The sequence below is a fragment of the Variovorax sp. OV084 genome (assembly GCF_900111625.1).
GTDB lineage: Bacteria > Pseudomonadota > Gammaproteobacteria > Burkholderiales > Burkholderiaceae_C > Variovorax.
Genome location: NZ_FOII01000003.1, coordinates 53,620 through 74,728, shown reverse-complemented (window position 1 = coordinate 74,728; position 21,109 = coordinate 53,620). Strand labels below are relative to the sequence as shown.

At 64.2% G+C, this 21,109-nt stretch carries 30 protein-coding genes and 1 tRNA gene; 26 read left to right on the top strand and 5 right to left on the bottom strand.

What is annotated here, in order from left to right:
- The first annotated feature begins 9 nt into the window (after nucleotides 1–9).
- From BMW87_RS10450 to BMW87_RS10420, 7 genes are all read left to right on the top strand, one after another.
- Nucleotides 10–1,329, top strand: a complete 1,320-nt coding sequence (locus BMW87_RS10450; protein ID WP_093076157.1) for a glycosyltransferase — start codon at nucleotides 10–12, stop codon at nucleotides 1,327–1,329.
- 29 nt (nucleotides 1,330–1,358) lie between these two features.
- Nucleotides 1,359–1,580, top strand: coding sequence for an MbtH family protein (locus BMW87_RS10445; protein WP_093055474.1), 222 nt, complete (start codon nucleotides 1,359–1,361; stop codon nucleotides 1,578–1,580).
- A gap of 172 nt (nucleotides 1,581–1,752) precedes the next feature.
- Nucleotides 1,753–3,000: an acyltransferase family protein gene (locus BMW87_RS10440; RefSeq protein WP_093076155.1), complete on the top strand. Its 1,248-nt coding sequence runs from the start codon at nucleotides 1,753–1,755 to the stop codon at nucleotides 2,998–3,000.
- A 74-nt stretch (nucleotides 3,001–3,074) separates the two neighbouring features.
- Complete coding sequence (locus BMW87_RS10435) at nucleotides 3,075–4,040, top strand: LysR substrate-binding domain-containing protein (RefSeq protein ID WP_093059408.1); 966 nt, start codon at nucleotides 3,075–3,077, stop codon at nucleotides 4,038–4,040.
- A 93-nt stretch (nucleotides 4,041–4,133) separates the two neighbouring features.
- Nucleotides 4,134–4,709: a Dps family protein gene (locus BMW87_RS10430; RefSeq protein ID WP_093059406.1), complete on the top strand. Its 576-nt coding sequence runs from the start codon at nucleotides 4,134–4,136 to the stop codon at nucleotides 4,707–4,709.
- Nucleotides 4,699–5,598 carry a 4-hydroxybenzoate octaprenyltransferase gene (ubiA, locus tag BMW87_RS10425; RefSeq protein WP_093059404.1) on the top strand — a complete coding sequence of 300 codons (900 nt, stop codon included), beginning with the start codon at nucleotides 4,699–4,701 and terminating at the stop codon, nucleotides 5,596–5,598. Before BMW87_RS10430 ends, ubiA begins: the two co-directional genes overlap by 11 nt.
- A gap of 8 nt (nucleotides 5,599–5,606) precedes the next feature.
- Nucleotides 5,607–6,077: a MaoC/PaaZ C-terminal domain-containing protein gene (locus BMW87_RS10420; protein WP_093076154.1), complete on the top strand. Its 471-nt coding sequence runs from the start codon at nucleotides 5,607–5,609 to the stop codon at nucleotides 6,075–6,077.
- Nucleotides 6,078–6,079: 2 nt separating this feature from the next.
- Here the strand turns inward: BMW87_RS10420 and proC are convergent, their stop codons facing one another.
- Together proC and BMW87_RS10410 are read right to left on the bottom strand one after the other, a co-directional pair.
- Entirely contained in the window at nucleotides 6,080–6,937 is an 858-nt protein-coding gene (gene proC / locus BMW87_RS10415) for a pyrroline-5-carboxylate reductase (protein ID WP_093076152.1), read from the bottom strand.
- Nucleotides 6,934–8,070: an esterase-like activity of phytase family protein gene (locus BMW87_RS10410; protein ID WP_256216726.1), complete on the bottom strand. Its 1,137-nt coding sequence runs from the start codon at nucleotides 8,068–8,070 to the stop codon at nucleotides 6,934–6,936. The genes proC and BMW87_RS10410 overlap by 4 nt, the downstream gene beginning before the upstream one ends.
- Nucleotides 8,071–8,321: 251 nt before the next feature.
- Between BMW87_RS10410 and rplN the strand changes: the two genes are divergently transcribed.
- The 18 genes from rplN to BMW87_RS10320 all read left to right on the top strand — a co-directional run bounded on the left by rplN (nucleotide 8,322) and on the right by BMW87_RS10320 (nucleotide 17,244).
- Nucleotides 8,322–8,690 (top strand): 50S ribosomal protein L14, encoded by a 369-nt coding sequence (gene rplN / locus BMW87_RS10405; RefSeq protein ID WP_009124801.1) that lies wholly within the window; start codon nucleotides 8,322–8,324, stop codon nucleotides 8,688–8,690.
- A 13-nt stretch (nucleotides 8,691–8,703) separates the two neighbouring features.
- Nucleotides 8,704–9,036, top strand: coding sequence for a 50S ribosomal protein L24 (gene rplX, locus BMW87_RS10400; protein WP_093059397.1), 333 nt, complete (start codon nucleotides 8,704–8,706; stop codon nucleotides 9,034–9,036).
- Nucleotides 9,037–9,047: 11 nt separating this feature from the next.
- Nucleotides 9,048–9,587 carry a 50S ribosomal protein L5 gene (gene rplE / locus BMW87_RS10395; protein ID WP_013544114.1) on the top strand — a complete coding sequence of 180 codons (540 nt, stop codon included), beginning with the start codon at nucleotides 9,048–9,050 and terminating at the stop codon, nucleotides 9,585–9,587.
- A gap of 8 nt (nucleotides 9,588–9,595) precedes the next feature.
- A complete protein-coding gene (rpsN, locus tag BMW87_RS10390) occupies nucleotides 9,596–9,901 on the top strand; it encodes a 30S ribosomal protein S14 (RefSeq protein ID WP_042577476.1) in 306 nt (101 codons plus the stop codon).
- A 20-nt stretch (nucleotides 9,902–9,921) separates the two neighbouring features.
- On the top strand, nucleotides 9,922–10,317 hold the full coding sequence (gene rpsH, locus BMW87_RS10385) for a 30S ribosomal protein S8 (protein WP_093059395.1): 396 nt from the start codon (nucleotides 9,922–9,924) through the stop codon (nucleotides 10,315–10,317).
- Nucleotides 10,318–10,341: 24 nt separating this feature from the next.
- Entirely contained in the window at nucleotides 10,342–10,875 is a 534-nt protein-coding gene (gene rplF / locus BMW87_RS10380) for a 50S ribosomal protein L6 (protein WP_093059393.1), read from the top strand.
- A 14-nt stretch (nucleotides 10,876–10,889) separates the two neighbouring features.
- On the top strand, nucleotides 10,890–11,255 hold the full coding sequence (rplR, locus tag BMW87_RS10375; protein ID WP_042672913.1) for a 50S ribosomal protein L18: 366 nt from the start codon (nucleotides 10,890–10,892) through the stop codon (nucleotides 11,253–11,255).
- Nucleotides 11,256–11,273: 18 nt separating this feature from the next.
- Nucleotides 11,274–11,792: a 30S ribosomal protein S5 gene (gene rpsE, locus BMW87_RS10370; RefSeq protein ID WP_093059391.1), complete on the top strand. Its 519-nt coding sequence runs from the start codon at nucleotides 11,274–11,276 to the stop codon at nucleotides 11,790–11,792.
- Nucleotides 11,793–11,816: 24 nt separating this feature from the next.
- Nucleotides 11,817–12,002 carry a 50S ribosomal protein L30 gene (gene rpmD, locus BMW87_RS10365; protein WP_009124818.1) on the top strand — a complete coding sequence of 62 codons (186 nt, stop codon included), beginning with the start codon at nucleotides 11,817–11,819 and terminating at the stop codon, nucleotides 12,000–12,002.
- 11 nt (nucleotides 12,003–12,013) lie between these two features.
- Nucleotides 12,014–12,445 carry a 50S ribosomal protein L15 gene (rplO, locus tag BMW87_RS10360; protein WP_093059389.1) on the top strand — a complete coding sequence of 144 codons (432 nt, stop codon included), beginning with the start codon at nucleotides 12,014–12,016 and terminating at the stop codon, nucleotides 12,443–12,445.
- Nucleotides 12,446–12,472: 27 nt separating this feature from the next.
- Entirely contained in the window at nucleotides 12,473–13,786 is a 1,314-nt protein-coding gene (secY, locus tag BMW87_RS10355; RefSeq protein ID WP_093059387.1) for a preprotein translocase subunit SecY, read from the top strand.
- Nucleotides 13,787–13,850: 64 nt separating this feature from the next.
- On the top strand, nucleotides 13,851–13,964 hold the full coding sequence (gene rpmJ / locus BMW87_RS10350; RefSeq protein ID WP_013544106.1) for a 50S ribosomal protein L36: 114 nt from the start codon (nucleotides 13,851–13,853) through the stop codon (nucleotides 13,962–13,964).
- 23 nt (nucleotides 13,965–13,987) lie between these two features.
- On the top strand, nucleotides 13,988–14,353 hold the full coding sequence (gene rpsM / locus BMW87_RS10345) for a 30S ribosomal protein S13 (protein WP_013544105.1): 366 nt from the start codon (nucleotides 13,988–13,990) through the stop codon (nucleotides 14,351–14,353).
- Nucleotides 14,354–14,365: 12 nt separating this feature from the next.
- Nucleotides 14,366–14,770 (top strand): 30S ribosomal protein S11, encoded by a 405-nt coding sequence (rpsK, locus tag BMW87_RS10340; RefSeq protein ID WP_009124825.1) that lies wholly within the window; start codon nucleotides 14,366–14,368, stop codon nucleotides 14,768–14,770.
- A gap of 131 nt (nucleotides 14,771–14,901) precedes the next feature.
- A complete protein-coding gene (gene rpsD, locus BMW87_RS10335; protein ID WP_009124826.1) occupies nucleotides 14,902–15,525 on the top strand; it encodes a 30S ribosomal protein S4 in 624 nt (207 codons plus the stop codon).
- Between the two features lie 142 nt (nucleotides 15,526–15,667).
- Entirely contained in the window at nucleotides 15,668–16,657 is a 990-nt protein-coding gene (gene rpoA, locus BMW87_RS10330; RefSeq protein WP_093059385.1) for a DNA-directed RNA polymerase subunit alpha, read from the top strand.
- A 93-nt stretch (nucleotides 16,658–16,750) separates the two neighbouring features.
- Nucleotides 16,751–17,149, top strand: a complete 399-nt coding sequence (gene rplQ, locus BMW87_RS10325) for a 50S ribosomal protein L17 (protein WP_093059382.1) — start codon at nucleotides 16,751–16,753, stop codon at nucleotides 17,147–17,149.
- A gap of 18 nt (nucleotides 17,150–17,167) precedes the next feature.
- A tRNA-Met gene (locus BMW87_RS10320) sits at nucleotides 17,168–17,244 on the top strand.
- Nucleotides 17,245–17,358: 114 nt separating this feature from the next.
- Here the strand turns inward: BMW87_RS10320 and BMW87_RS10315 are convergent.
- Nucleotides 17,359–18,009, bottom strand: coding sequence for an HD domain-containing protein (locus BMW87_RS10315; RefSeq protein WP_093076151.1), 651 nt, complete (start codon nucleotides 18,007–18,009; stop codon nucleotides 17,359–17,361).
- Between the two features lie 109 nt (nucleotides 18,010–18,118).
- On the opposite strand from BMW87_RS10315, the gene BMW87_RS10310 reads away from it, so the two are divergent.
- Nucleotides 18,119–19,102, top strand: a complete 984-nt coding sequence (locus BMW87_RS10310) for a GlxA family transcriptional regulator (RefSeq protein ID WP_093076149.1) — start codon at nucleotides 18,119–18,121, stop codon at nucleotides 19,100–19,102.
- Here the strand turns inward: BMW87_RS10310 and BMW87_RS10305 are convergent.
- Entirely contained in the window at nucleotides 19,089–19,487 is a 399-nt protein-coding gene (locus BMW87_RS10305; RefSeq protein WP_093059376.1) for a RidA family protein, read from the bottom strand. The two genes, BMW87_RS10310 and BMW87_RS10305, sit on opposite strands and share 14 nt — an antisense overlap.
- Nucleotides 19,484–21,106: an AMP-binding protein gene (locus BMW87_RS10300; protein WP_093076148.1), complete on the bottom strand. Its 1,623-nt coding sequence runs from the start codon at nucleotides 21,104–21,106 to the stop codon at nucleotides 19,484–19,486. Before BMW87_RS10300 ends, BMW87_RS10305 begins: the two co-directional genes overlap by 4 nt.
- Nucleotides 21,107–21,109 lie beyond the last annotated feature (3 nt).

The following is a 21,109-nucleotide window of genomic DNA, read 5'->3' as shown; positions in this document are numbered from 1 at the left end:
AGACTCGACATGGCACGCTATCTCATCGCGGCAACCGCATTGCCGGGACACGTGTTGCCGATGCTGGCCATCGCCCAGCATCTGGTGAACCTCGGGCACGAGGTGCGGGTGCACACCGCGAGCCGGTTCCGGGCGCAGGCCGAGGCCACCGGCGCGAGCTTCACCGCCTTCGACGCCGCGATCGACTTCGACTACCGCGAGCTCGACCAGCGCTTTCCACAGCGCCAGCGCCTGCCGTCTGCGCATGCGCAGCTGTGCTTCGGCCTGAAGCACTTCTTTGCCGACGCCATGGCCGCGCAGCGGGCCGGCCTGGGCGCGATCCTGCAAGACTTCGAGGCCGACGCCATCGTGGTCGACACGATGTTCTGCGGCACCTTTCCGCTGCTGCTGGGGCCGCGCGAGCATCGCCCGGCGATCGTTGCCATCGGCATCTCGGCGCTGCCGCTATCCAGCTGCGACACGGCCTTCTTCGGCACCGCGCTGCCGCCGTCGTCCACGCCGGAAGGGCGCGTACGCAACCGGGCGATGAACGCCAACCTCAAGCAGGCGATGTTCGGCGAGGTGCAGCGCTACTTCGATGCGTTGCTGACGTGCGCGGGCCTGCCCGCGCTGCCGGACTTCTTCATCGACGCCATGGTCAAGCTGCCGGACCTGTATCTGCAGCTGACGGCGGCGTCTTTCGAATACCCGCGCAGCGACCTGCCCGCCTCGGTGCGTTTTGTCGGCCCGCTGCTCGCGCCCGCCAGCCGCGACTTCACGCCGCCCGACTGGTGGCACGAGTTGGACGACGGCCGCTCGGTCGTGCTGGTCACGCAGGGCACGCTGGCCAACCAGAACCCGGCGCAGCTGATCGGCCCGACCCTGCAGGCCTTGGCCGGGGCGAAGGACATCCGGGTCATCGCCACCACCGGCGGCCCGCTGCCGGCCGCGCTGAACATGGCGGTTCCCGCCAACGCCCGTGTGCTGCCGTTCCTGCCCTACGACCGGCTGCTGCCCAAGGTGCATGCGATGGTGACCAACGGCGGCTACGGCTCGGTCAACCATGCGCTGAGCCTCGGCGTGCCGCTGGTCGTGGCCGGCGCCACCGAGGAAAAGCCCGAGATCGCCGCACGCGTGGCGTGGTCGGGCGCGGGCATCAACCTCGGCAACGGCCAGCCGAGCGCACGCCAGATCGGCGACGCCGTGCGCAGGCTGTTGAGCGAACCCAGCTACCGCCAGCGTGCGGGCGTGCTGCGCGAGGACTTCGCGCGCCATCACGCATTGACCGAAATCACCACGGCCCTCGTGGCGCTGCGCGAGGCAGCGCCCGAGTCCGTGGAAATGGCTTGAACGCCTGAACCCATTCAAGGAAATCGACCATGAGCAACCCGTTTGACGACAAGAACGCCACCTTCCTGGTGCTGGTGAATGAAGAAGGCCAGCACTCGCTGTGGCCGAGCTTCATCGAGGTGCCCGCCGGCTGGCAGGTCGCGCTGGCCGCGACCGACAGGGCGGCCTGCAGCGCCTTCATCGAGGCGAACTGGACCGACATGCGGCCGCGATCCCTTGCGGCCATGGACCTCGATGCCGCCAAGGCATGAGGGTGTTTGCCCTGCATCGGCGCGGCGCTGCCTGGGCGTATGCGTCCCGGTTCCGGTCGCCTGCTGCCGATGACGTGAACAAGGAACGCACCGAGCCAGTGGGGGGAGGGGCCAGCGTTCTTGCGAAGGCGCCTGGAGCAAGAAGGCAACAACAGGGCAGGCCGCGCCAGCGATGAGCGTCTTGTCCGTCTGGCCGTATTTCGTGCTCGTGCTGGTCGTGCTCGGTGCGCTGGCGCTGCCGGTTTTCCGCGCGGCCGACGAACCACCGCAGCGCGACCAGCGCACCGCCACGCTCGACGGGCTGCGCGGCTTTCTCGCGCTGAGCGTGTTCGTGCATCACCTGACGGTGATCCATGGCTACATCGAGCGCGGCGAATGGACGTTTCCACACTCGGGCTTCCACACCCTGCTCGGGCAGGTCGGCGTAACGGTCTTTTTCATGATCACCGGCTTCCTGTTCTGGGGGAAATTGCTCGACGCCAAGGGCAGGCCGGACTGGACGAGCCTCTACATCGGCCGGCTCTGGCGCATCGGGCCGATGTACCTGGTGGCGGTGGGCCTGATGTTTTTCATCGTCGCCTGGAGAACCGGGTTCGAGCTCAAGGAGCCGGCCTGGTCCGTGCTGGGCGAGATGCTGCAGTGGCTGGCCCTTGGCATCGTGCCGATGCAGCCCGACATCAACGGCTATGACGGGACAAGGTTCATCCTCGCGGGCGTGACCTGGACGGTTTTCGTGGAATGGCTGTTCTACGGATCGCTCCGGCTGATGGCGCCCCTCGCGCGCGGTGGGCGGACGCCGCGCTTCGTCGCCGGTGCCTTGCTGCTGTGCCTGCTGGTGCTGACGTTCTCCGCGCTTTCGCCGGACGGATCGCTTTGGCAGCCGACGCTTTTGCTTGTGGTCGGCGCCCTGGCGTGGGTGCTGGCGTCGTTCCTCATGGGCATGCTGTCGGCTTGGCTGATCCGTCGCGATGGCGCGAGCATGGCGAGGCTGCGACTGCCGGAATGGGCGGCTTCGTTGCTCGCACTGGCCTGCCTGGGCGCCGTGTTCCTCTGGTTCGAGCACATGGTCGGCCCCATTCAGGCCTTGCTGCTCTGGGTCTTCTTCCACCTGGTCTGCCGCGGCAGCACGCTGTTCGGCCTGCTGGCCACGCGTGCGACCCGGCGCATGAGCACGGTGAGCTACAGCATCTATCTGCTGCAGGGGCTCGTTCTGACCGTGGTCTTCGCGGCACCGCCGGTGCGCGATTTCGCGATGACCGGCGCGCTGCAGTACTGGCTGGTGGGCATCCTCTGCGCGCTGCTGCTCGTGGCGGCCTCGGTCGTCAGCTACCGCCTGGTCGAGAAGCCGGGTATCGCGCAAGGCAAGCGTGCGCGATCGGGCCTGCGCCGGCTGCCCGCCGCACAGGGCGCCCGGCCCTGAGGGGGGCGGATCTGCGCTCTCCAAGACCCCAGGCCTGCCGGGTCACGCACCCTTGCGCATAATTGACGCAAGCTATGACTCTCACCGAACTCAAATACATCGTCGCAGTAGCCCGCGAACGGCACTTCGGCAAGGCGGCCGAGGCCTGCTACGTTTCACAGCCGACCCTCTCGGTCGCGATCAAGAAGCTCGAGGACGAGCTCGAAGTCAAGCTCTTCGAGCGCAGCGCCGGCGAAGTGACCGTTACGCCGCTGGGCGAGCAGATCGTGCAGCAGGCGCAGAGCGTGCTCGACCAGGCGGCCAGCATCAAGGAAATTGCCAAGCGCGGCAAAGATCCGCTGGCAGGTCCGCTGAACCTGGGCGTGATCTACACCATCGGGCCGTACCTGCTGCCCGACCTCGTGCGCCAGGTGATCGCGCGCACGCCGCAGATGCCGCTGGTGCTGCAGGAGAACTTCACTGCCAAGCTGCTCGAGATGCTGCGCGCCGGCGAGATCGACTGCGCCATCATGGCCGAGCCCTTTCCCGACACCGGCCTCGCGATGGCGCCGCTGTACGACGAGCCCTTCATGGCGGCGCTGCCCAACAAGCACAAGTTTGCCGATCGCGAATCGATCACCTCCGAAGAGCTGCAGAGCGAAACCATGCTGCTGCTGGGCACCGGTCATTGCTTCCGCGACCACGTGCTGGAGGTGTGCCCGGAGTTCGCGCGCTTCTCCAGCAATGCCGAAGGCATCCGCAAGAGCTTCGAGGGCTCGTCGCTCGAAACCATCAAGCACATGGTGGCCTCGGGCATGGGCGTGACGCTCGTGCCCCGCCTGTCGGTGCCGGCCGAGGCGATCAAGCCCAAGGTCAAGGGCCGCAAGGAGCCCGAGCAGATGGTGCGCTATCTGCCGGTGCGCGATGCGCACGACCGCGACCCGCCCACGCGCCGCGTGGTGCTCGCATGGCGGCGCACCTTCACGCGCTATGAGGCGATTGCGGCGCTGCGCAACGCGATCTATGCGTGCGAGCTGCCGGGCGTCAAGCGCCTGTCGTAGATCGCTGGGATAGAGTCACGCTGTTGCGAAGCCGCGTGCCGGCTTTCAGAATTCAGGTGTTCTCCCCTCCAAATTGAAGAAAGACCTCCCGCCATGGCCAAAGACTCGAAAAAATCATCGTCCGCCTCCTCCGCCGGCAAGGTGCCCAAGAAGGGCGGTGCGGTGGTTGCGCAGGAGTCGGGCAGCCGCAATGCGCCGATCATCAACATCGGCATCGAGCGCCAGGACCGCGCCGCCATCGCCGAAGGCCTGAGCCGCGTGCTGGCCGACACCTACACGCTCTATCTCACCACGCACAACTTCCACTGGAACGTGACGGGCCCGCACTTCAATTCGCTGCATGCGATGTTCATGGGCCAGTACACCGAACTGTGGGGCGCCACCGACGTGCTGGCCGAGCGCATTCGCGCCCTGGGCCACTACGCGCCGGGTTCGTATGCCGAGTTCAGCAAGATCGCCACCGTGCCCGACGTGCCGCAGACCCCGCCCAAGGCGATGGAGATGGTGCGCATCCTGGTGAAGGGCCACGAAACCGTGTCGCGCATTGCGCGCGAATTCATTCCTGTCGCCGAAGAAGCCGGCGACGACCCGACGGCCGACATGCTGACCGCGCGTTGCACGGTGCACGATCAAACGGCCTGGATGCTGCGTTCGCTCCTTGAAGACTGAGTCCGCTCCCCCCGTCACTGCGCCCGCGCCTCCCCGCGGGCGTTTTGCGTTGTACCTCGACCTGATCCGCTGGAACCGCCCGGCGGGCTGGCTGCTGCTGCTGTGGCCCACTCTCGGCGCGCTCTGGTTCGCGGCGAGCGGCTGGCCCGGCTGGCACCTGCTGGTCGTGTTCACGCTCGGCACCTTCCTCATGCGCAGCGCGGGCTGCTGCGTCAACGACGTGGCCGACCGCGACTTCGATCGCCATGTGAAGCGCACGGCGCAGCGGCCCGTTACCAGCGGCGCGATGTCGGTCAAGGAAGCGCTTGGGCTGGGCATGGTGCTGGCGCTGGCGGCCTTCGGCCTGGTGCTCACGACCAACCGCACGACAGTGCTGTGGTCGTTCGCGGCGCTGGCCATCACGCTGATCTATCCGTTTGCGAAGCGCTTTGTCTCGGTGCCGCAGGCGGTGCTGGGCATCGCATTCAGCTTCGGCATTCCGATGGCCTTTGCCGCGGTGCAGTCGACCGTGCCGGTCTTTGCCGCATGGCTGCTCGCGGGCAACCTGTTCTGGGTGCTGGCCTACGACACCGAGTACGCGATGGTCGACCGCGACGACGACCTCAAGATCGGCATGAAGACCTCGGCCATCACCTTCGGCCGCTTCGACGTGGCGGCAGTGATGGCGAGCTACGCGATCTTCCTTGCGGTCTGGACCTGGGCCGGCGCGAGCCGTTCGCTGGGCGTGCTGTTCTACGTGGGCATTGCCGTGGCCGTGGCGCAGGCGCTGTGGCACTGGCGGCTGATTCGCGACCGCACGCGCGAAGGCTGCTTCAAGGCCTTTCGCCTGAACCACTGGCTGGGCTTCACGGTGTTCGCCGGCGTCGTGGCCGGCTACGCCGTTCGCTGAGAGCGCGCATGCTGGAGCGACTGAAGCAGAAGATCGGCCAGGAGGGCTTCTCTGAATGGCACCGCATCACGCAGGAGATGGTCGATCGCTATTCGGAACTGTCGGGCGACGGCGAAGGCGAGTGGATTCACCTCGACCCCGAGCGTGCGGCGCGTGAGGCGGACTACGGCGGCACCATCGTGCAGGGCTTCTTCCAGGTCTCGCACCTCATCCGGCTGACCGGCGAAGCCATGCGCACGCTGCTGCCCTTCGATTCGAACCATGCGCTCAACTACGGCTTCGACCGCCTGCGCTTCGTGCGGCCGATGCCGGTGGGCGCGCGCTTCAGGGCACGGGTGCGCATCGCGGAAGTGACGCCCAAGCCCGGCGACAGCTTTCTGCTGAAGGAAGAAGTCTGGCTCGAGCTGGAGGACGGCACCGTCACGCTGGCCGCCGAATGGCTGTTCTTCCTCGGGCCGCGCGCGCTGCCTGAGGCCTGAAATCAGTCGCGGCCGAATTCCTCGCCCAGCTCGGCGGCGCGCTTCTGTGCCGCGCGGATCGCGGTCTTGAACTGTGCCTTCACGTCGGCTTGCTGAAGCGAGGTGATGGCCGCGTAGGTCGTGCCGCCCTTGGAGGTCACACGCTCGCGCAGCACCGAGGGAGGCTCGGTCGCGCTGTGCGCCAGCGCCGAGGCGCCGGTGAAGGTGCCGATGGCCAGCCGCTGGGCTTGGTCGGGCGTGAGGCCCATCTCGACGCCGGCTTCGGTCATCGCCTCGATGAAATAGAACACGTACGCCGGGCCCGAGCCGGACATGGCGGTCACGGCGTCGAGTGCCGGTTCGGCGTCGACCCAGATCAGCTCGCCGGTGGGCGCCAGCAACTTCGCGACCGTCCAGCGGTCGGTGCTCTCGACGCCTGGCCGGGCGAACAGGCCGGTCATGCCCTTGCCCACCAGCGCGGGCGTATTGGGCATGGCGCGCACCACGCGTTCCGTGCCCAGCCAGCGGGCGATGCTGCCGGACGGAATGCCCGCGGCCACGCTCAGGTGCAGGGCGTCTTCGGCAAAGTCGCGCACCGCGCGGGCGGCTTCGGCAAAGGTCTGGGGTTTGACCGCCCACACCACCACGCCGCAGCGCGACAGGGCCTCGCCCGCCTCGGCCTTCGCGACGATGCCGAAGGACTGGGCCAGCTTCGTGCGGGCCTCCTCGAAGGGCTCGACCACCTCGAACGCATCCGCCGGGGTGCCTTGCTGGATCAGCCCGCCGATGATGGCGCTGGCCATGTTGCCGCCTCCGATGAAGGCGACGGGGGGCAGCGGCGCGGGGCCGGTGCGGGGCAGGAAGGTCACGGCGATGGTCATGGTCGGTCGGCGTATTCGAAGGCTGCGAACTGGGTGATTTGAAGCGGATTGAAATTGTCGTCGCTCACGACCACCAGCATGCGCTTGCCGTTCGGCAGGGGCGGCCCCCAGCACATGCCTTCGGTGTTGTCGAGGCGGGACAGTCCGAGTGCGGCGAAGTCGGCCACCAGCGTCCTGGCGGCCGGCCGGTGGTTGCCTGGTGCCAGCGTGTCGACCGCGAGCACGTCGCTGGCAGCGCGGGTGTCGATTTCGTAGAGGCGCAGCGAATTGCCGGCGCCGGTGGCGTAGGCGCGCTCCAGCACCAGCATGCGGTCGGCGTCGAGCATCAGGATCTCGCTCACGCCGTTATCGGCGTAGCTGCCGGGAATCAGCGGGCGCAGCGGGATGGCGTCGGGAATGTAGGCGATCTGGCGGTCGGCCTGGCCGGTTTGCAGGTCGATCCGGGTGAAGCGGCAGGGGCCGCCGGGCGCGCCGGTGGTGGGCTTGGGGCCGTCCTGGATCAGGGCGTTTTCCATTGCCAGCCAAGCGAAGCGGCTGTCGGGCGTGAGGGCGACGCCTTCGAAGGTCAGGTTGTCGCGCGGGCCGCGGCGCAGGGCCGGGTCGGGCCGGAACATCGCCGGCATCGGGAATTCGCGCAGGAAGCGGCCGTCGCGGGCCGATTCGTACAGCGCGGGGCCGAAACCGCGGGCGATGTCGCCCTCGCTGGTCCAGAGCAGGGTGTTGGTCGTGGGGCGCAGCCGCAGGGCTTCGGGGTCGGGCACGGGAAGCCCATCGACCGCGTGGCGACGATCCGGCCAGGGTCCGCCGCCGGGGCGTTGCAGCTGCACAACGCCCGTCGGTTCGGGCTGTTGCGCGGCCTGTGGGTGGGGCCAGCGGGCGATGTAGTAGCGCACGGGTGCCAGGTCTGACCGGTCATCGCTGATGAGCAGGTACTCACCTCGGATCGGGTCGTAGTCGATGCCGGAGAGGCCGCCGACCACGGTGCCTTCTATATGAAGGCGGTGCGGCCAGCGCGCCTCGCCAATGCGGCGCAGTCGGCCAGGGTCCGGATTCGGAGTCGCGCTCTTGCAGCCGGCCAGGCCCAGCGCTACCAGGCTGGCCCCGCCCGCCAGCAGGTGACGACGCTGGAGCAATGGGGGCGAAAAGGGTGGTTTCAGGGGCTGGCGCACGCCCCGGAGTCTAGTGGCAGCGCGAGATGGTGTAATGGGGTTGTTGACATCGGCATTAGTGCGTGCAACAATCGCGGGCTTCGCTTCTAAAAGGCGAAGCTTTCAGCCCAAAGCGGAAGTGCCTCGAGTGGTTCGAGGCATGGACGACGGGCCCAAGACTGACCGCGGTGCTTCCCTCCTGGATGCACATCGGTACAAGTTGGGAATATCAAGAAATGATCCAAACTGAATCCCGGCTCGAAGTGGCCGACAACACAGGCGCGAAATCCGTCCTGTGTATCAAGGTGCTCGGTGGCTCCAAGCGGCGTTATGCCAGCGTGGGCGACGTCATCAAGGTCAGCATCAAGGAAGCCGCTCCGCGTGGTCGCGTCAAGAAGGGCGAGATCTACAGCGCAGTGGTGGTCCGCACCGCCAAGGGCATCCGTCGCGCAGACGGCTCGCTCGTCAAGTTCGACGGCAACGCAGCAGTGTTGCTCAACGCCAAGCTGGAGCCTATCGGCACCCGCATCTTCGGACCGGTCACGCGCGAACTGCGCACCGAGAAGTTCATGAAGATCGTGTCGCTGGCACCTGAAGTTCTGTAAGGACAACAACGCCATGAACAAGATTCGCAAAGGCGACCAGGTCATCGTGTTGGCCGGTCGTGACAAGGGCAAGCGCGGCACCGTGTCGCTCCGCAAGGACGATTCGCACGTGCTCGTCGAAGGCATCAACGTCGTCAAGAAGCACACCAAGCCGAACCCGCTCAAGGGTACGACCGGTGGCATCGTCGAAAAGTCCATGCCCATTCACCAATCCAACGTGGCGATCTTCAATGCCGCGACCGGCAAGGCCGATCGCGTGGGCATCAAGATCACCCAGGGTGCTGACGGCAAGCGCGTGGCTGTTCGCGTCTTCAAGTCCAGCGGCGACGAAATCAAGATCGCCTAAGAGGTACTCACATGGCACGTCTCCAACAACACTATCGCGAAAAGATCGCGAAAGACCTGACGGAAAAGTTCGGCTACAAGTCGCCGATGCAGGTTCCGCGCCTCACCAAGATCACCCTGAACATGGGCGTGGGTGAAGCAGTCGCCGACAAGAAGGTTCTCGACAACGCTGTCGCCGACCTGACCAAGATCGCTGGCCAGAAGCCCGTGGTTACCAAGTCGAAGAAGGCTATCGCCGGTTTCAAGATCCGCGAAAACCAGCCGATCGGCTGCATGGTCACGCTGCGTGGCGTGCAGATGTATGAGTTCCTGGATCGTTTCGTGACCATCGCGCTGCCGCGTGTTCGCGACTTCCGCGGCATCTCCGGCCGTGCGTTCGACGGCCGTGGCAACTACAACATCGGCGTCAAGGAACAGATCATTTTCCCCGAGATCGAGTACGACAAGGTCGATGCCCTGCGCGGTCTCAATATCAGCATCACGACGACGGCCAAGACCGACGAAGAAGCCAAGGCGCTTCTCGCTGGTTTCCGTTTCCCGTTCAAGAACTGAGGTGATCTGTGGCTAAAGCATCTTTGATCCAGCGCGAACTCAAGCGCGACAAGCTGGTTGCCAAGTTCGCTGCGAAGCACGCGGAACTGAAGGCAATCTCCAACGACGTGAAGAAGAGCGACGAAGAGCGCGCTGCAGCCCGCCTGGGCCTGCAAAAGCTCCCGCGCAACGCGAACCCCACGCGTCAGCGCAACCGTTGCGAAATCACCGGTCGCCCGCGTGGCACCTTCCGTCAATTCGGTCTGGCCCGCGCCAAGATCCGCGAACTGGCTTTCAATGGCGACATCCCCGGTGTCACCAAGGCCAGCTGGTAAGCCAGGCAGGAGCAAACAACATGAGCATGAGTGATCCCATTGCCGACCTGCTGACGCGTATCCGTAACGCGCAGATGGTGGCGAAGCCCACCGTGTCGGTCCCGTCTTCCAAGGTGAAGATCGCGATCGCACAAGTCCTGAAGGACGAGGGCTACATCGACGGCTTCCAGGTCAAGACCGAAGCCGGCAAGAGCGAGCTTGAAATTTCGCTGAAGTACTACGCTGGCCGTCCGGTCATCGAGCGCATCGAGCGCGTGAGCCGCCCTGGCCTGCGCGTCTACAAGGCCAGTGCTTCCATTCCGCAGGTTCAGAACGGCCTCGGCGTTGCGATCGTCACGACCCCCAAGGGCGTGATGACCGACCGCAAGGCTCGCGCCACCGGTGTCGGCGGCGAAGTTCTGTGCTACGTCGCCTAACCGAGACATCGAGGAGTTACTGAAATGTCCCGAGTAGGAAAAATGCCGATCACCATCCCCGCAGGCGTGGATGTGTCGATCAAGGAAGACCAGATCAGCGTCAAGGGCACGGGCGGCACGCTCAGCCTGTCGCGCAATGCACTGGTGAAAATCGTCAGCAATGACGGCAAGCTGAGCTTCGAGCCCGCAAACGAGTCGCGTGAAGCGAACGCGATGAGCGGCACGATTCGCCAGCTGGTGAACAACATGGTCGTCGGCGTCACGAAGGGCTTCGAGAAGAAGCTCAGCCTGATCGGCGTCGGCTACAAGGCTGCAGCGTCCAACAACAAGCTGAACCTGCAAGTCGGTTACTCGCACCCGGTCAACATCGACATGCCGCAAGGCATCACGGTGGCCACCGCGACCCCGACCGAAATCGTGATCAAGGGTGCTGACCGTCAGCGCGTTGGTCAAATCGCCGCTGAGATCCGCGCTGTTCGTCCGCCAGAGCCCTACAAGGGCAAGGGCATCCGCTATGCGGACGAGAAGATCGTGATCAAAGAGACCAAGAAGAAGTAAGGGGCAGCAAAATGATGTTGACCAAAAAAGCACAGCGTCTTCGCCGCTCGCGCCAGACCCGCATTCGCATCGCGACGCAGGGCGTGGCCCGTCTGACGGTGAACCGCACCAACCTGCACATCTACGCGACCGTTATCTCCGACGACGGCACCAAGGTGATTGCAACCGCATCGACGGCAGAAGCCGAAGTGCGTACCTCGCTCGGCGGTTCGGGCAAGGGCGGCAACGCCGCTGCAGCCACCGCCGTCGGCAAGCGCATCGCTGAAAAAGCGAAGGCTGCCGGCGTCGAGAAGGTCGCCTTCGATCGCGCAGGTTTCGCATACCACGGCCGCGTCAAGGCGCTGGCCGAGGCCGCCCGCGAAGCCGGCCTGCAGTTCTAACCGGACACGAGATTCAAAATGGCAAAGATTCAGGCAAGAACGCAGAACGAAGGCCCCGAGGACGGTTTGCGCGAGAAGATGATCGCGATCAACCGTGTCACCAAGGTGGTGAAGGGTGGTCGTATCCTCGGTTTCGCAGCACTCACCGTGGTCGGTGATGGCGATGGTCGCGTCGGCATGGGCAAGGGCAAGTCGAAGGAAGTGCCCGCTGCAGTGCAGAAGGCCATGGAAGAAGCGCGTCGCAACCTGCTGAAGGTTTCGATCAAGAACGGCACGCTGCACCACCAGGTGCAAGGCCACCATGGCGCTGCGACGGTCGTGATGTATCCGGCTCCCAAGGGTACCGGCATCATCGCCGGCGGCCCGATGCGCGCCGTGTTCGAAGTGATGGGCATCACCGACATCGTGGCCAAGAGCCATGGTTCGTCGAACCCCTACAACATGGTTCGCGCCACGCTCGACGGGTTGAAGAACTCGACGACGGCGGGCCAGGTGGCTGCCAAGCGCGGCCTCACCGTCGAAGAAATCTTCGCTTAAGCGCAAGCCGAAAGAAGCATTCAAATGACGACGCAACAACAAACCCTCAAGGTCCAATTGGTCAAGAGCCCGATCGGTACCAAGGAATCGCATCGCGCGACCGTGCGTGGCCTCGGCCTGCGCAAGCTCAACAGCGTGAGCGAGCTGCAAGACACCCCTGCGGTGCGCGGCATGATCAACAAGATCAGTTATCTGGTCAAAGTTCTGTAAGAGAGACTGATATGGAACTCAATGGCATCAAGCCGGCGGATGGCGCCAAGCACGCCAAGCGCCGCGTCGGCCGCGGTATCGGCTCCGGCATCGGCAAGACCGCAGGTCGCGGTCACAAGGGCCAGAAGTCGCGCGCAGGCGGTTTCCACAAGGTCGGCTTCGAAGGCGGTCAAATGCCGCTGCAGCGTCGCCTGCCGAAGCGTGGCTTCAAGTCGCATCTGCTGAAGTTCAACGCCGAAGTCACGCTGACTGCCCTCGAGCAGCTCGGCCTGGCCGAAGTGGACGTCCTGGCGCTGAAGCAAGCCGGCCTCGTTGGCCAGCTCGCCAAGGTCGTCAAGATCGTCAAGACCGGTGAGCTCACCAAGGCCGTCAAGCTGACGGGCGTGGGCGCAACGGCTGGCGCCAAGGCTGCGATCGAAGCGGCCGGCGGCAGCATCGCCTGATCACCATCGGACTGAAAGAAGTTCTTCGTGGCAACTAACGCGGCAACGATCGCAAAAACAGGCAAGTTCGGCGACCTCCGCCGTCGGCTCGTCTTTTTGCTGCTCGCGCTCGTGGTCTACCGGATTGGCGCGCACATTCCTGTGCCGGGTATCAACCCGGACCAGCTGGCGGCGCTGTTCCAGGGCCAGCAGGGCGGCATTCTGAGCCTGTTCAACATGTTCTCGGGCGGGGCGCTGTCGCGCTTCACCGTGTTCGCGTTGGGGATCATGCCGTACATCTCGGCGTCGATCATCATGCAGCTGATGACCTACGTGCTTCCGACCTTCGAGCAATTGAAGAAGGAAGGCGAGGCCGGCCGCCGCAAGATCACGCAGTACACGCGCTACGGTGCGCTGGGCCTGGCTCTGTTTCAGTCGTTCAGCATCGCGGTGGCTCTCGAGTCGTCGGCCGGTCTGGTCATCTCGCCTGGTTTCGGCTTCCGCCTGACCGCCATGGTGAGCCTGACGGCAGGTTCGATGTTCCTGATGTGGCTCGGCGAGCAGATCACCGAACGCGGCCTGGGCAACGGCATCTCGATCCTGATCTTTGCAGGTATCGCGGCCGGTCTGCCCAACGCCATCGGCGGCCTGCTGGAGTTGGTGCGTACCGGTGCCATGAATGTCATCGTCGCGCTCTTCATCGTCGCGGTGGTGGTGCTGGTCACCTACTTCGTGGTGTTCGTCGAACGCGGTCAGCGCAAGATCCTCGTGAACTATGCGCGGCGCCAGGTCGGTAACAAGGTCTATGGCGGCCAGTCGTCGCACCTGCCCTTGAAGCTGAACATGGCCGGTGTGATCCCGCCGATCTTCGCTTCGTCGATCATTTTGCTGCCCGCAACGGTGGTTGGCTGGTTCAGCACCGGTGAAGGCGGCTTCCGCTGGATCAAGGATGTTGCCGGCGCTCTGCGTCCAGGCGAGCCGATCTACGTGCTGCTGTACGCTGCCGCGATCGTTTTCTTCTGCTTCTTCTACACGGCACTCGTGTTCAACAGCAAGGAAACGGCCGACAACCTGAAGAAGAGTGGTGCATTCATTCCTGGCATTCGCCCGGGTGACCAGACCGCTCGCTACATCGACAAGATTCTGGTTCGCCTGACGTTGGCTGGCGCGGTGTACATCACCTTCGTCTGCCTGCTGCCCGAGTTCCTGATCCTGAAGTACAACGTGCCGTTCTACTTCGGTGGTACCTCCCTGCTGATCATCGTGGTCGTCACGATGGACTTCATGGCCCAGGTGCAAAACTACATGATGTCCCAGCAGTACGAATCGCTGCTGAAGAAGGCGAACTTCAAGACGTCGTAGGGCTGTGTTTCAGTATTGAGTCCGGGCGGTAGACCGCCACGTTAAACAGTTTTAGGAGAATGAAATGAGAGTTTCGGCTTCGGTCAAAACCATCTGCCGTAATTGCAAGGTCATCCGCCGTAAAGGTGTGGTGCGTGTGATTTGCACCGACCCGCGCCACAAGCAGCGCCAGGGTTGATTGAAGAGTATTAGAGGACGCACATGGCACGTATTGCTGGCATCAACATTCCGCCGCACAAGCACGCTGAAATCGGCCTGACCGCCATCTTCGGCATCGGTCGCACTCGCGCCCGTCAGATCTGCGAAGCGAGCGGCATCGAATATTCGAAGAAGATCAAGGATCTGACCGACGCCGATCTCGAAAAGATCCGCGACCAGATCGCTCTGTTCACCATCGAAGGCGATCTGCGTCGCGAGACGACGATGAACATCAAGCGTTTGATGGACATCGGCTGCTATCGCGGCTTCCGTCACCGTCGCGGCCTGCCGATGCGCGGCCAGCGCACGCGCACCAACGCCCGCACCCGCAAGGGTCCGCGCAAGGCTGCGCAGTCCCTGAAGAAATAAGGATAGAACAGCATGGCTAAAGCACCTGCAAACAACGCCGCACAGCGCGTTCGCAAGAAGGTTCGCAAGAACGTCGCGGACGGTATCGCTCACGTGCACGCTTCGTTCAACAACACCATCATCACGATCACCGATCGCCAGGGCAACGCCCTGTCGTGGGCTTCGTCGGGTGGCCAGGGCTTCAAGGGCTCGCGCAAGTCGACGCCGTTCGCTGCGCAGGTGGCTTCCGAAGTGGCCGGCCGTGCTGCTGTCGAACAAGGTATCAAGAACCTCGACGTCGAGATCAAGGGCCCGGGCCCCGGTCGCGAATCGTCGGTGCGCGCACTGGCTGCGCTCGGCATCCGGATCAATTCCATTGCCGACGTGACGCCCGTTCCGCACAACGGCTGCCGTCCCCAGAAGCGTCGCCGCATCTGATCGTCAGTCCGCAAGGCGCAGCCAGCTTTGAATAGCGGCTGCGCATTTGTTTTTTAACTAAGCCCACCGCCATCCGCGTTTCGCCGATGGCTCCCGCAGGCAACTGCGGCAGATGACACAAAGGAAAAATCGTGGCACGTTACCTCGGCCCCAAGGCCAAACTTTCCCGCCGTGAAGGCACCGACCTGTTCCTGAAGAGCGCCCGCCGTTCGATCCAGGACAAGGCCAAGTTCGACTCCAAGCCCGGCCAGCACGGTCGCACCTCGGGTCAGCGCACTTCCGACTACGGCCTGCAACTGCGTGAAAAGCAGAAGGTCAAGCGCATGTACGGCGTGCTCGAAAAGCAATTCCGCCGCTACTTCGAAGAAGCTGATCGTCGCCGTGGCAACACCGGCGCCAACCTGCTGTTCATCCTCGAATCGCGCCTGGACAACGTCGTCTACCGCATGGGCTTCGGCTCGACCCGCGCCGAAGCGCGCCAGCTCGTGTCGCACAAGGCGATCACGGTGAATGGTCAGTCGGTCAACATCCCGTCGTACCTGGTCAAGACCGGTGACGTGATCGCCGTGCGCGACAAGTCGAAGAAGCAGAACCGCATTGTCGAAGCGCTGCAACTCGCCCAGCAAGTCGGTATTCCGGCTTGGGTCGACGTGAATGCCGACAAGGCCGAAGGCACGTTCAAGAAGGTGCCCGATCGCGACGAATTCGCCGCCGACATCAACGAATCGCTGATCGTCGAACTGTATTCGCGTTGATTTTTTCTACCCGCTTGCGCGTCTTTGCGCTGGCGGGAGATTGATATTGTTGTTCACGTTCCTGCTCCGCGCTTCGTCGCGGATCAGGTGCTTCACCAGCCTTACCGGTGTAACGAGCCGGGGGTATTGAGAGGAAGTCTGCATGCAAACCACCCTGCTGAAACCCAAGACCATCCAGGTCGAGCAACTTGCCCCCAACAAGGCCAAGGTCACGCTCGAACCTTTCGAGCGCGGCTACGGCCACACGCTCGGCAACGCGCTGCGTCGCGTTCTGCTGTCGTCCATGGTCGGCTACTCGGCCACCGAAGTCACGATCGCTGGCGTTCTGCATGAGTACTCGTCGATCGACGGCGTGCAGGAAGATGTCGTCAACATCCTGCTGAATCTCAAGGGCGTGGTGTTCAAGCTCCACAACCGCGACGAAGTCACGCTGAGCCTGCGCAAGGACGGCGAAGGCCCGGTCCTGGCGTCGGACATCCAGACCCCGCACGACGTCGAAATCATCAACCCTGACCACGTGATCGCGCACCTGTCGCAAGGCGGCAAGCTCGACATGCAGATCAAGGTCGAAAAGGGTCGTGGCTACGTGCCCGGCACGATGCGCCGCTACGCCGACGAGCCGACCAAGTCTATTGGCCGTATCGTTCTCGACGCGTCGTTCTCGCCCGTCAAGCGCGTGAGCTACACGGTCGAAAGCGCCCGTGTCGAACAGCGTACCGACCTCGACAAGCTGCTGGTTGAAATCGAAACCAACGGTGCGATCACCGCCGAAGACGCCGTGCGCGCATCGGCTAAAATCCTGGTCGAACAGCTCGCCGTGTTTGCGCAGCTCGAAGGCGGCGAACTCGCTGCATTCGATGCACCCGCACCGCGCAGCGCGCAGCAATTCGATCCGATCCTGCTGCGCCCTGTCGACGAGCTCGAGCTCACCGTGCGTTCGGCCAACTGCCTGAAGGCCGAAAACATCTACTACATCGGTGACCTGATTCAGCGCACCGAAAACGAGTTGCTCAAGACCCCGAATCTGGGTCGCAAGTCGCTCAACGAAATCAAGGAAGTCCTCGCTTCGCGCGGCCTGACCTTGGGTATGAAGCTCGAAAGCTGGCCGCCGGCTGGTCTCGACAAGCGTTGATTTGAATTTTTGAAATAGGCTCCCTTAAAAGGGCCAGTGCACCGGGCAGTACCTGATACGGCTGCCTGTTTTTATAAAGTAAAGGAAAGCACCATGCGTCACGGACACGGACTCCGCAAACTCAACCGCACCAGCTCGCACCGCCTTGCGATGCTGCAGAACATGATGAATTCGCTCATCGAGCACGAAGTCATCAAGACCACGGTCCCCAAGGCCAAGGAACTGCGCCGCGTCATCGAACCGATGATCACGCTCGCCAAGAAGCCCACGCTGGCCAACAAGCGCCTGGCTTTCGACCGCCTGCGCAGCCGCGACAGCGTCGTCAAGCTCTTCGGCGAACTCGGCCCGCGTTTCGCCGCGCGTCCGGGCGGCTACACCCGCATCCTGAAGATGGGTTTCCGCGTGGGCGACAACGCTCCGATGGCACTCGTCGAACTGGTCGACCGTCCTGAAATTAAAGAAGAAGCAGCCGAGCAAAACGCTGCTGAATAAGCTATAATTCCATCTTGCCGCGCGATGGAGCAGCCTGGTAGCTCGTTGGGCTCATAACCCAAAGGTCGCAAGTTCAAATCTTGCTCGCGCAACCAATTTAAAAGGCCCTTTGAATTTCAAAGGGCCTTTTTTCTTGGCCGGTAAATGAATTGAAAAAGCCCTCGCAAAGAGGGCTTTTTTGTTTCCGGAATTTGCGCGCTCGCCTAGTCTTAACCGTGCCAGGCCGAGCAGCGGATTACGCTGCAGAAGTTGCCCCGGTGGAAGTGCGGCTCTTTGTCCGCGATCACGTCCGCCTTGACGTTCCCGAACGTCGTCTCCGGCTTGTGCCGGATGCCGTCGTAGAAGGCCTTGATGATGTCTTCTTTGAAGTGTTCGGTGCGCGGATGCGCATGCACGACCTTCGTGCGCTCGACCTCGCTGTACTCCTTGTAGGTCAGGCCCAGCACGTCCATCTCGACGCCGGCCGTGACCAGTGCCACCACCGGATGCATGTGCTGCGGGATGCCCGGCGTCGTGTGCAGCGCGATCGAGGTCCACACCAGGTCGATGTCCTGCTGCGAGATCCCGTGCCCGTACAGGAAGTCGCGCGCCACGTTCGCGCCGTCGACTTCGAAGCGCTCGCGCGCGCTGCTGTGCTTCTTCACCAGCCCCATGTCGTGGAACATCGCGCCGGCGTACAGCAGCTCAGGGTCGAAGGTCAGCCCGCGGCGCTTGCCGGCGAGCGCTCCGAAGTAGTAAACCCGGCTCGAATGGTGAAAGAGCAGCGGCGGGGCCGTGTCTCGAACCAGTTCCGTGATCTCGTGTGCGAGCTTGCTGTCGGGGATGCGCACCCCTTCGATATCCGTCGTCGTCAAAGTCATTTGGATTTCTCCTGTGAAGTTGAGACAACTTTAGGAGTAGGCTGTGATGGCTTTAATCGACGTAATACGGCGAATTCAGACATTGTCCGTCCGAAAGCGCCGCAGATCCATGAAAGCTCCGAAGACCGTCGCCATCCTCGCCATGCCCGGCGTCCAGTTGTTGGACGTGTCCGGCCCGCTCGACGTGTTCGCCGAGGCCAACCTGCAAGCCCGCGCGCAAGCCTACAGGCTGCAGGTGATCGCAACCCGGCGAGGGCCCGTGCGCAGCTCCTCGGGTGTGCGGCTCATGCCCGATGCAGTGATCGGCGATGCAATGGACGAACCCATTCACACACTGCTCGTCGCGGGCTCTCCGCACGCGGCCGACGCGGTGTCCGATGCCAACGTGACCACGTGGCTGAGGAAACTCACACCCAAGATGCGCCGTTTCGGCTCGGTCTGCAGTGGCGCCTTCGTGCTGGCCCAGGCCGGGCTCCTGAACGGCCGGCGCGTCACCACGCACTGGGCCGTGGCCGATCAACTCGCGCAGGACTTCCCCTCTGTCACCGTCGACGCCGATGCCATCCACGTGCGCGATGGCCGCCTGCGCACAGCTGCAGGTATCACGGCGGGCCTGGACCTGTCGCTCGCACTGGTGGAGGAAGACCTCGGCCGCGACATCGCAATGAAGGTTGCCGCGCAGCTCGTGATGTTCTTCAAGCGCCCTGGCGGCCAGATGCAGTTCAGCCGCAAGGGCGAGGCCGCGCCCACCGGCCGTTCGGCCCTCCAGGAGGTCCAGCGCTGGATCTCGGCCAACCCTGCCGAGGATCACGGCGTTGCGAATCTCGCGGCGCGCATGGGCCTCAGCGAACGCCACTTTGCGCGGCTCTTCAGGCAGGAGGTCGGGGTTACACCCGCAGCGTGGGTGGAAGACGTTCGCGTGGCCGCCGCGCGCCGCCTGCTGGAGGCTGGAGACGCGGCACCCAAGCAGGTGGCATACGAATGCGGATTCGCCGATGCCGACACGCTGCGCCGCGCGTTCCAGCGGCAGGTCGGCATCACGCCCGCGGAGTACCGCAAGCGTTTCGGGGCGGCGTCAGTCAGTCTGGAATGACCGCCGTTACCTCGATCTCGACCTTCGCGCGGTGCTCGACCAGCGCCGCCACCTGCACGCAGGTCATGGCCGGGAAGTTGCGGCCCATCGCATCGCGGTAGACGGGGCCGAGCTCGGCGAGCCGGCTGCTGTATTCGTCGCGGTCGGTCACGTACCAGGTCATGCGCACCATGTGCTCAGGGCCCGCACCGCCTGCGCGCAGCACCTCGGCGATATTGCGCAGCGCCAGGCCGCATTGGTCGATGAAGTCGTCCGACTCGAACTGCTGCTGCGCATTCCAGCCGATCTGTCCGCCGACGAACAGCGTCGTGCCGCGCGCGGCAACGCCGTTCGCATAGCCTTTGGGAGGCAGCCAGCCTTCGGGCTGCAGGAGTTTGTGGATCATGATGTTGTGTTGAGTTGTCTCAGTTTGAATCGCTGGAGCTTGCCGGTTTCGGTGCGTGGCAGCACCGGCACGAACTCGATTTCCCGCGGGTATTTGAAAGGCGCGATCGTCGCCTTCACGTGGTCCTGCAGCGCCTTCACGAGGGCTGCGTTGCCCTCGTTGCCGGGCTTCAGGACACAGAACGCCTTCACGATCATGCCGCGGTCGGCATCGGGCTTGCCGATCACGCCGCACTCGGCCACGGCCGGGTGCTTGAGCAGCGCGTCTTCGACCTCCGGACCGCCGACGTTGTAGCCGGCCGTGATGATCATGTCGTCGGCGCGTGCCTGGTAGAAGAAGTAGCCGTCGTCGTCCTGCACGAACGAATCGCCCGGATAGTTCCAGCCGTTCTTCACGTAGTCGGCCTGGCGCGGATCGTCGAGATAGCGGCAGCCCACTGGGCCCTGCAGCGCGAGTTTGCCGACCGTGCCGCGCGGCACCTCGTTGCCTTCATTGTCCACCACCTTCGCGGTGAAGCCCGGCACTGCCTTGCCGACCGCGCCGCGGCGCACGTCGTCGCCCGCAGCCGAAATGTAGATGTGGAACACCTCGGTGCCGCCGATGCCGTCGAGCATCTCGATGCCGGTGGCGTCCTTCCACAGTTGGCGCGTGGCGTCGGGCAGGGCCTCGCCGGCACTTACGCTGATGCGCAGGCTGGGCATGCCGTGCTGCTTCACGAACGGCGCCATCTGGCGATAGAACGTCGGTGCCGTGTAGCAGATGGTCGCGCCGACCTCGTTGATGAGCTTCACCAGCCCCTCGGGCGTGAACGGCGCGTCGGGAAAATAGACCGAAGCCCCCGCCCACATCGGGAACACCAGCAGCCCACCGAGGCCGAAGGTGAAGGCCAGCGGCGGCGAGCCCACCACGATGTCGTCGCTGCGCGCGCGCAGCACATGGCGCGGCCAGGTCTCGCACATCGCGAGCACGTCGCGGTGCGTGGTGACGGGCGCCTTCGGCTTGCCCGTGGTGCCTGATGTGAAGGCCAGCAGCGCGATGTCGTCCGATGCCGTGGGGCAGGCCTTGAACACACCGCTCTTCTTCGCCGCGCGTGCAGAGAGCGAGTCATCCGCATCGGGCTTGTTGAATGCAATCACCGTGGCGAGCACCGGATGTGCCTGCTGAGCGATCACGAGCTCGTCGAGCAGGCGCCCATCGCACAGCGCGGCCACGGGTTGCGCCTTCTCGACGATCTCGCCCAGCTCCTTCGCGCGCAGCAGCGGCATCGTTGCCACCGCGATCAGCCCGGCCTTCACCACCGCGAGCCACGACAGCGCCATGGCCACCGAGTTGCCGCCACGCAGCAGCACGCGATTGCCCGGCATGAGCCCGAGGTCTTCCATCAGGACCTGCGCGATGCGATTGACCTCGATGGCCGCTTGCGCGTACGTCAGCGTGCCCTGCGGCGAACGCAGCATCGGCTTGTCGCCGATGCCCTTGGCCACCGCCTTGTCGAGCAGCTCCTCGACCAGGTTCAGCTGGTCGGGCAACTGCAGCTCGGGCAGTTCGTAGCGAAAGACGGGCAGCTGCGCGGCAGGCGGCAGGCGGTCGTGAACGAAGCGGTCGACTTGGGCAGACACGGT

What these genes read in the sequence shown, in the direction of transcription:
- BMW87_RS10430 (WP_093059406.1), top strand. Translation starts at nt 4,134, where the DNA reads ATGGCCAAAGACTCGAAAAAATCATCGTCCGCCTCCTCCGCCGGCAAG.
- rplX (WP_093059397.1), top strand. Translation starts at nt 8,704, where the DNA reads ATGAACAAGATTCGCAAAGGCGACCAGGTCATCGTGTTGGCCGGTCGT.
- BMW87_RS10435 (WP_093059408.1), top strand. Translation starts at nt 3,075, where the DNA reads ATGACTCTCACCGAACTCAAATACATCGTCGCAGTAGCCCGCGAACGG.
- BMW87_RS10310 (WP_093076149.1), top strand. Translation starts at nt 18,119, where the DNA reads ATGAAAGCTCCGAAGACCGTCGCCATCCTCGCCATGCCCGGCGTCCAG.
- rplF (WP_093059393.1), top strand. Translation starts at nt 10,342, where the DNA reads ATGTCCCGAGTAGGAAAAATGCCGATCACCATCCCCGCAGGCGTGGAT.
- rpsM (WP_013544105.1), top strand. Translation starts at nt 13,988, where the DNA reads ATGGCACGTATTGCTGGCATCAACATTCCGCCGCACAAGCACGCTGAA.
- rplR (WP_042672913.1), top strand. Translation starts at nt 10,890, where the DNA reads ATGTTGACCAAAAAAGCACAGCGTCTTCGCCGCTCGCGCCAGACCCGC.
- BMW87_RS10445 (WP_093055474.1), top strand. Translation starts at nt 1,359, where the DNA reads ATGAGCAACCCGTTTGACGACAAGAACGCCACCTTCCTGGTGCTGGTG.
- BMW87_RS10315 (WP_093076151.1), bottom strand. Translation starts at nt 18,009, where the DNA reads ATGACTTTGACGACGACGGATATCGAAGGGGTGCGCATCCCCGACAGC.
- rpsE (WP_093059391.1), top strand. Translation starts at nt 11,274, where the DNA reads ATGGCAAAGATTCAGGCAAGAACGCAGAACGAAGGCCCCGAGGACGGT.
- rplN (WP_009124801.1), top strand. Translation starts at nt 8,322, where the DNA reads ATGATCCAAACTGAATCCCGGCTCGAAGTGGCCGACAACACAGGCGCG.
- rpoA (WP_093059385.1), top strand. Translation starts at nt 15,668, where the DNA reads ATGCAAACCACCCTGCTGAAACCCAAGACCATCCAGGTCGAGCAACTT.
- BMW87_RS10305 (WP_093059376.1), bottom strand. Translation starts at nt 19,487, where the DNA reads ATGATCCACAAACTCCTGCAGCCCGAAGGCTGGCTGCCTCCCAAAGGC.
- rplE (WP_013544114.1), top strand. Translation starts at nt 9,048, where the DNA reads ATGGCACGTCTCCAACAACACTATCGCGAAAAGATCGCGAAAGACCTG.
- rplO (WP_093059389.1), top strand. Translation starts at nt 12,014, where the DNA reads ATGGAACTCAATGGCATCAAGCCGGCGGATGGCGCCAAGCACGCCAAG.
- BMW87_RS10440 (WP_093076155.1), top strand. Translation starts at nt 1,753, where the DNA reads ATGAGCGTCTTGTCCGTCTGGCCGTATTTCGTGCTCGTGCTGGTCGTG.
- BMW87_RS10450 (WP_093076157.1), top strand. Translation starts at nt 10, where the DNA reads ATGGCACGCTATCTCATCGCGGCAACCGCATTGCCGGGACACGTGTTG.
- rpmJ (WP_013544106.1), top strand. Translation starts at nt 13,851, where the DNA reads ATGAGAGTTTCGGCTTCGGTCAAAACCATCTGCCGTAATTGCAAGGTC.
- rplQ (WP_093059382.1), top strand. Translation starts at nt 16,751, where the DNA reads ATGCGTCACGGACACGGACTCCGCAAACTCAACCGCACCAGCTCGCAC.
- proC (WP_093076152.1), bottom strand. Translation starts at nt 6,937, where the DNA reads ATGACCATCGCCGTGACCTTCCTGCCCCGCACCGGCCCCGCGCCGCTG.
- rpsH (WP_093059395.1), top strand. Translation starts at nt 9,922, where the DNA reads ATGAGCATGAGTGATCCCATTGCCGACCTGCTGACGCGTATCCGTAAC.
- rpmD (WP_009124818.1), top strand. Translation starts at nt 11,817, where the DNA reads ATGACGACGCAACAACAAACCCTCAAGGTCCAATTGGTCAAGAGCCCG.
- BMW87_RS10420 (WP_093076154.1), top strand. Translation starts at nt 5,607, where the DNA reads ATGCTGGAGCGACTGAAGCAGAAGATCGGCCAGGAGGGCTTCTCTGAA.
- rpsK (WP_009124825.1), top strand. Translation starts at nt 14,366, where the DNA reads ATGGCTAAAGCACCTGCAAACAACGCCGCACAGCGCGTTCGCAAGAAG.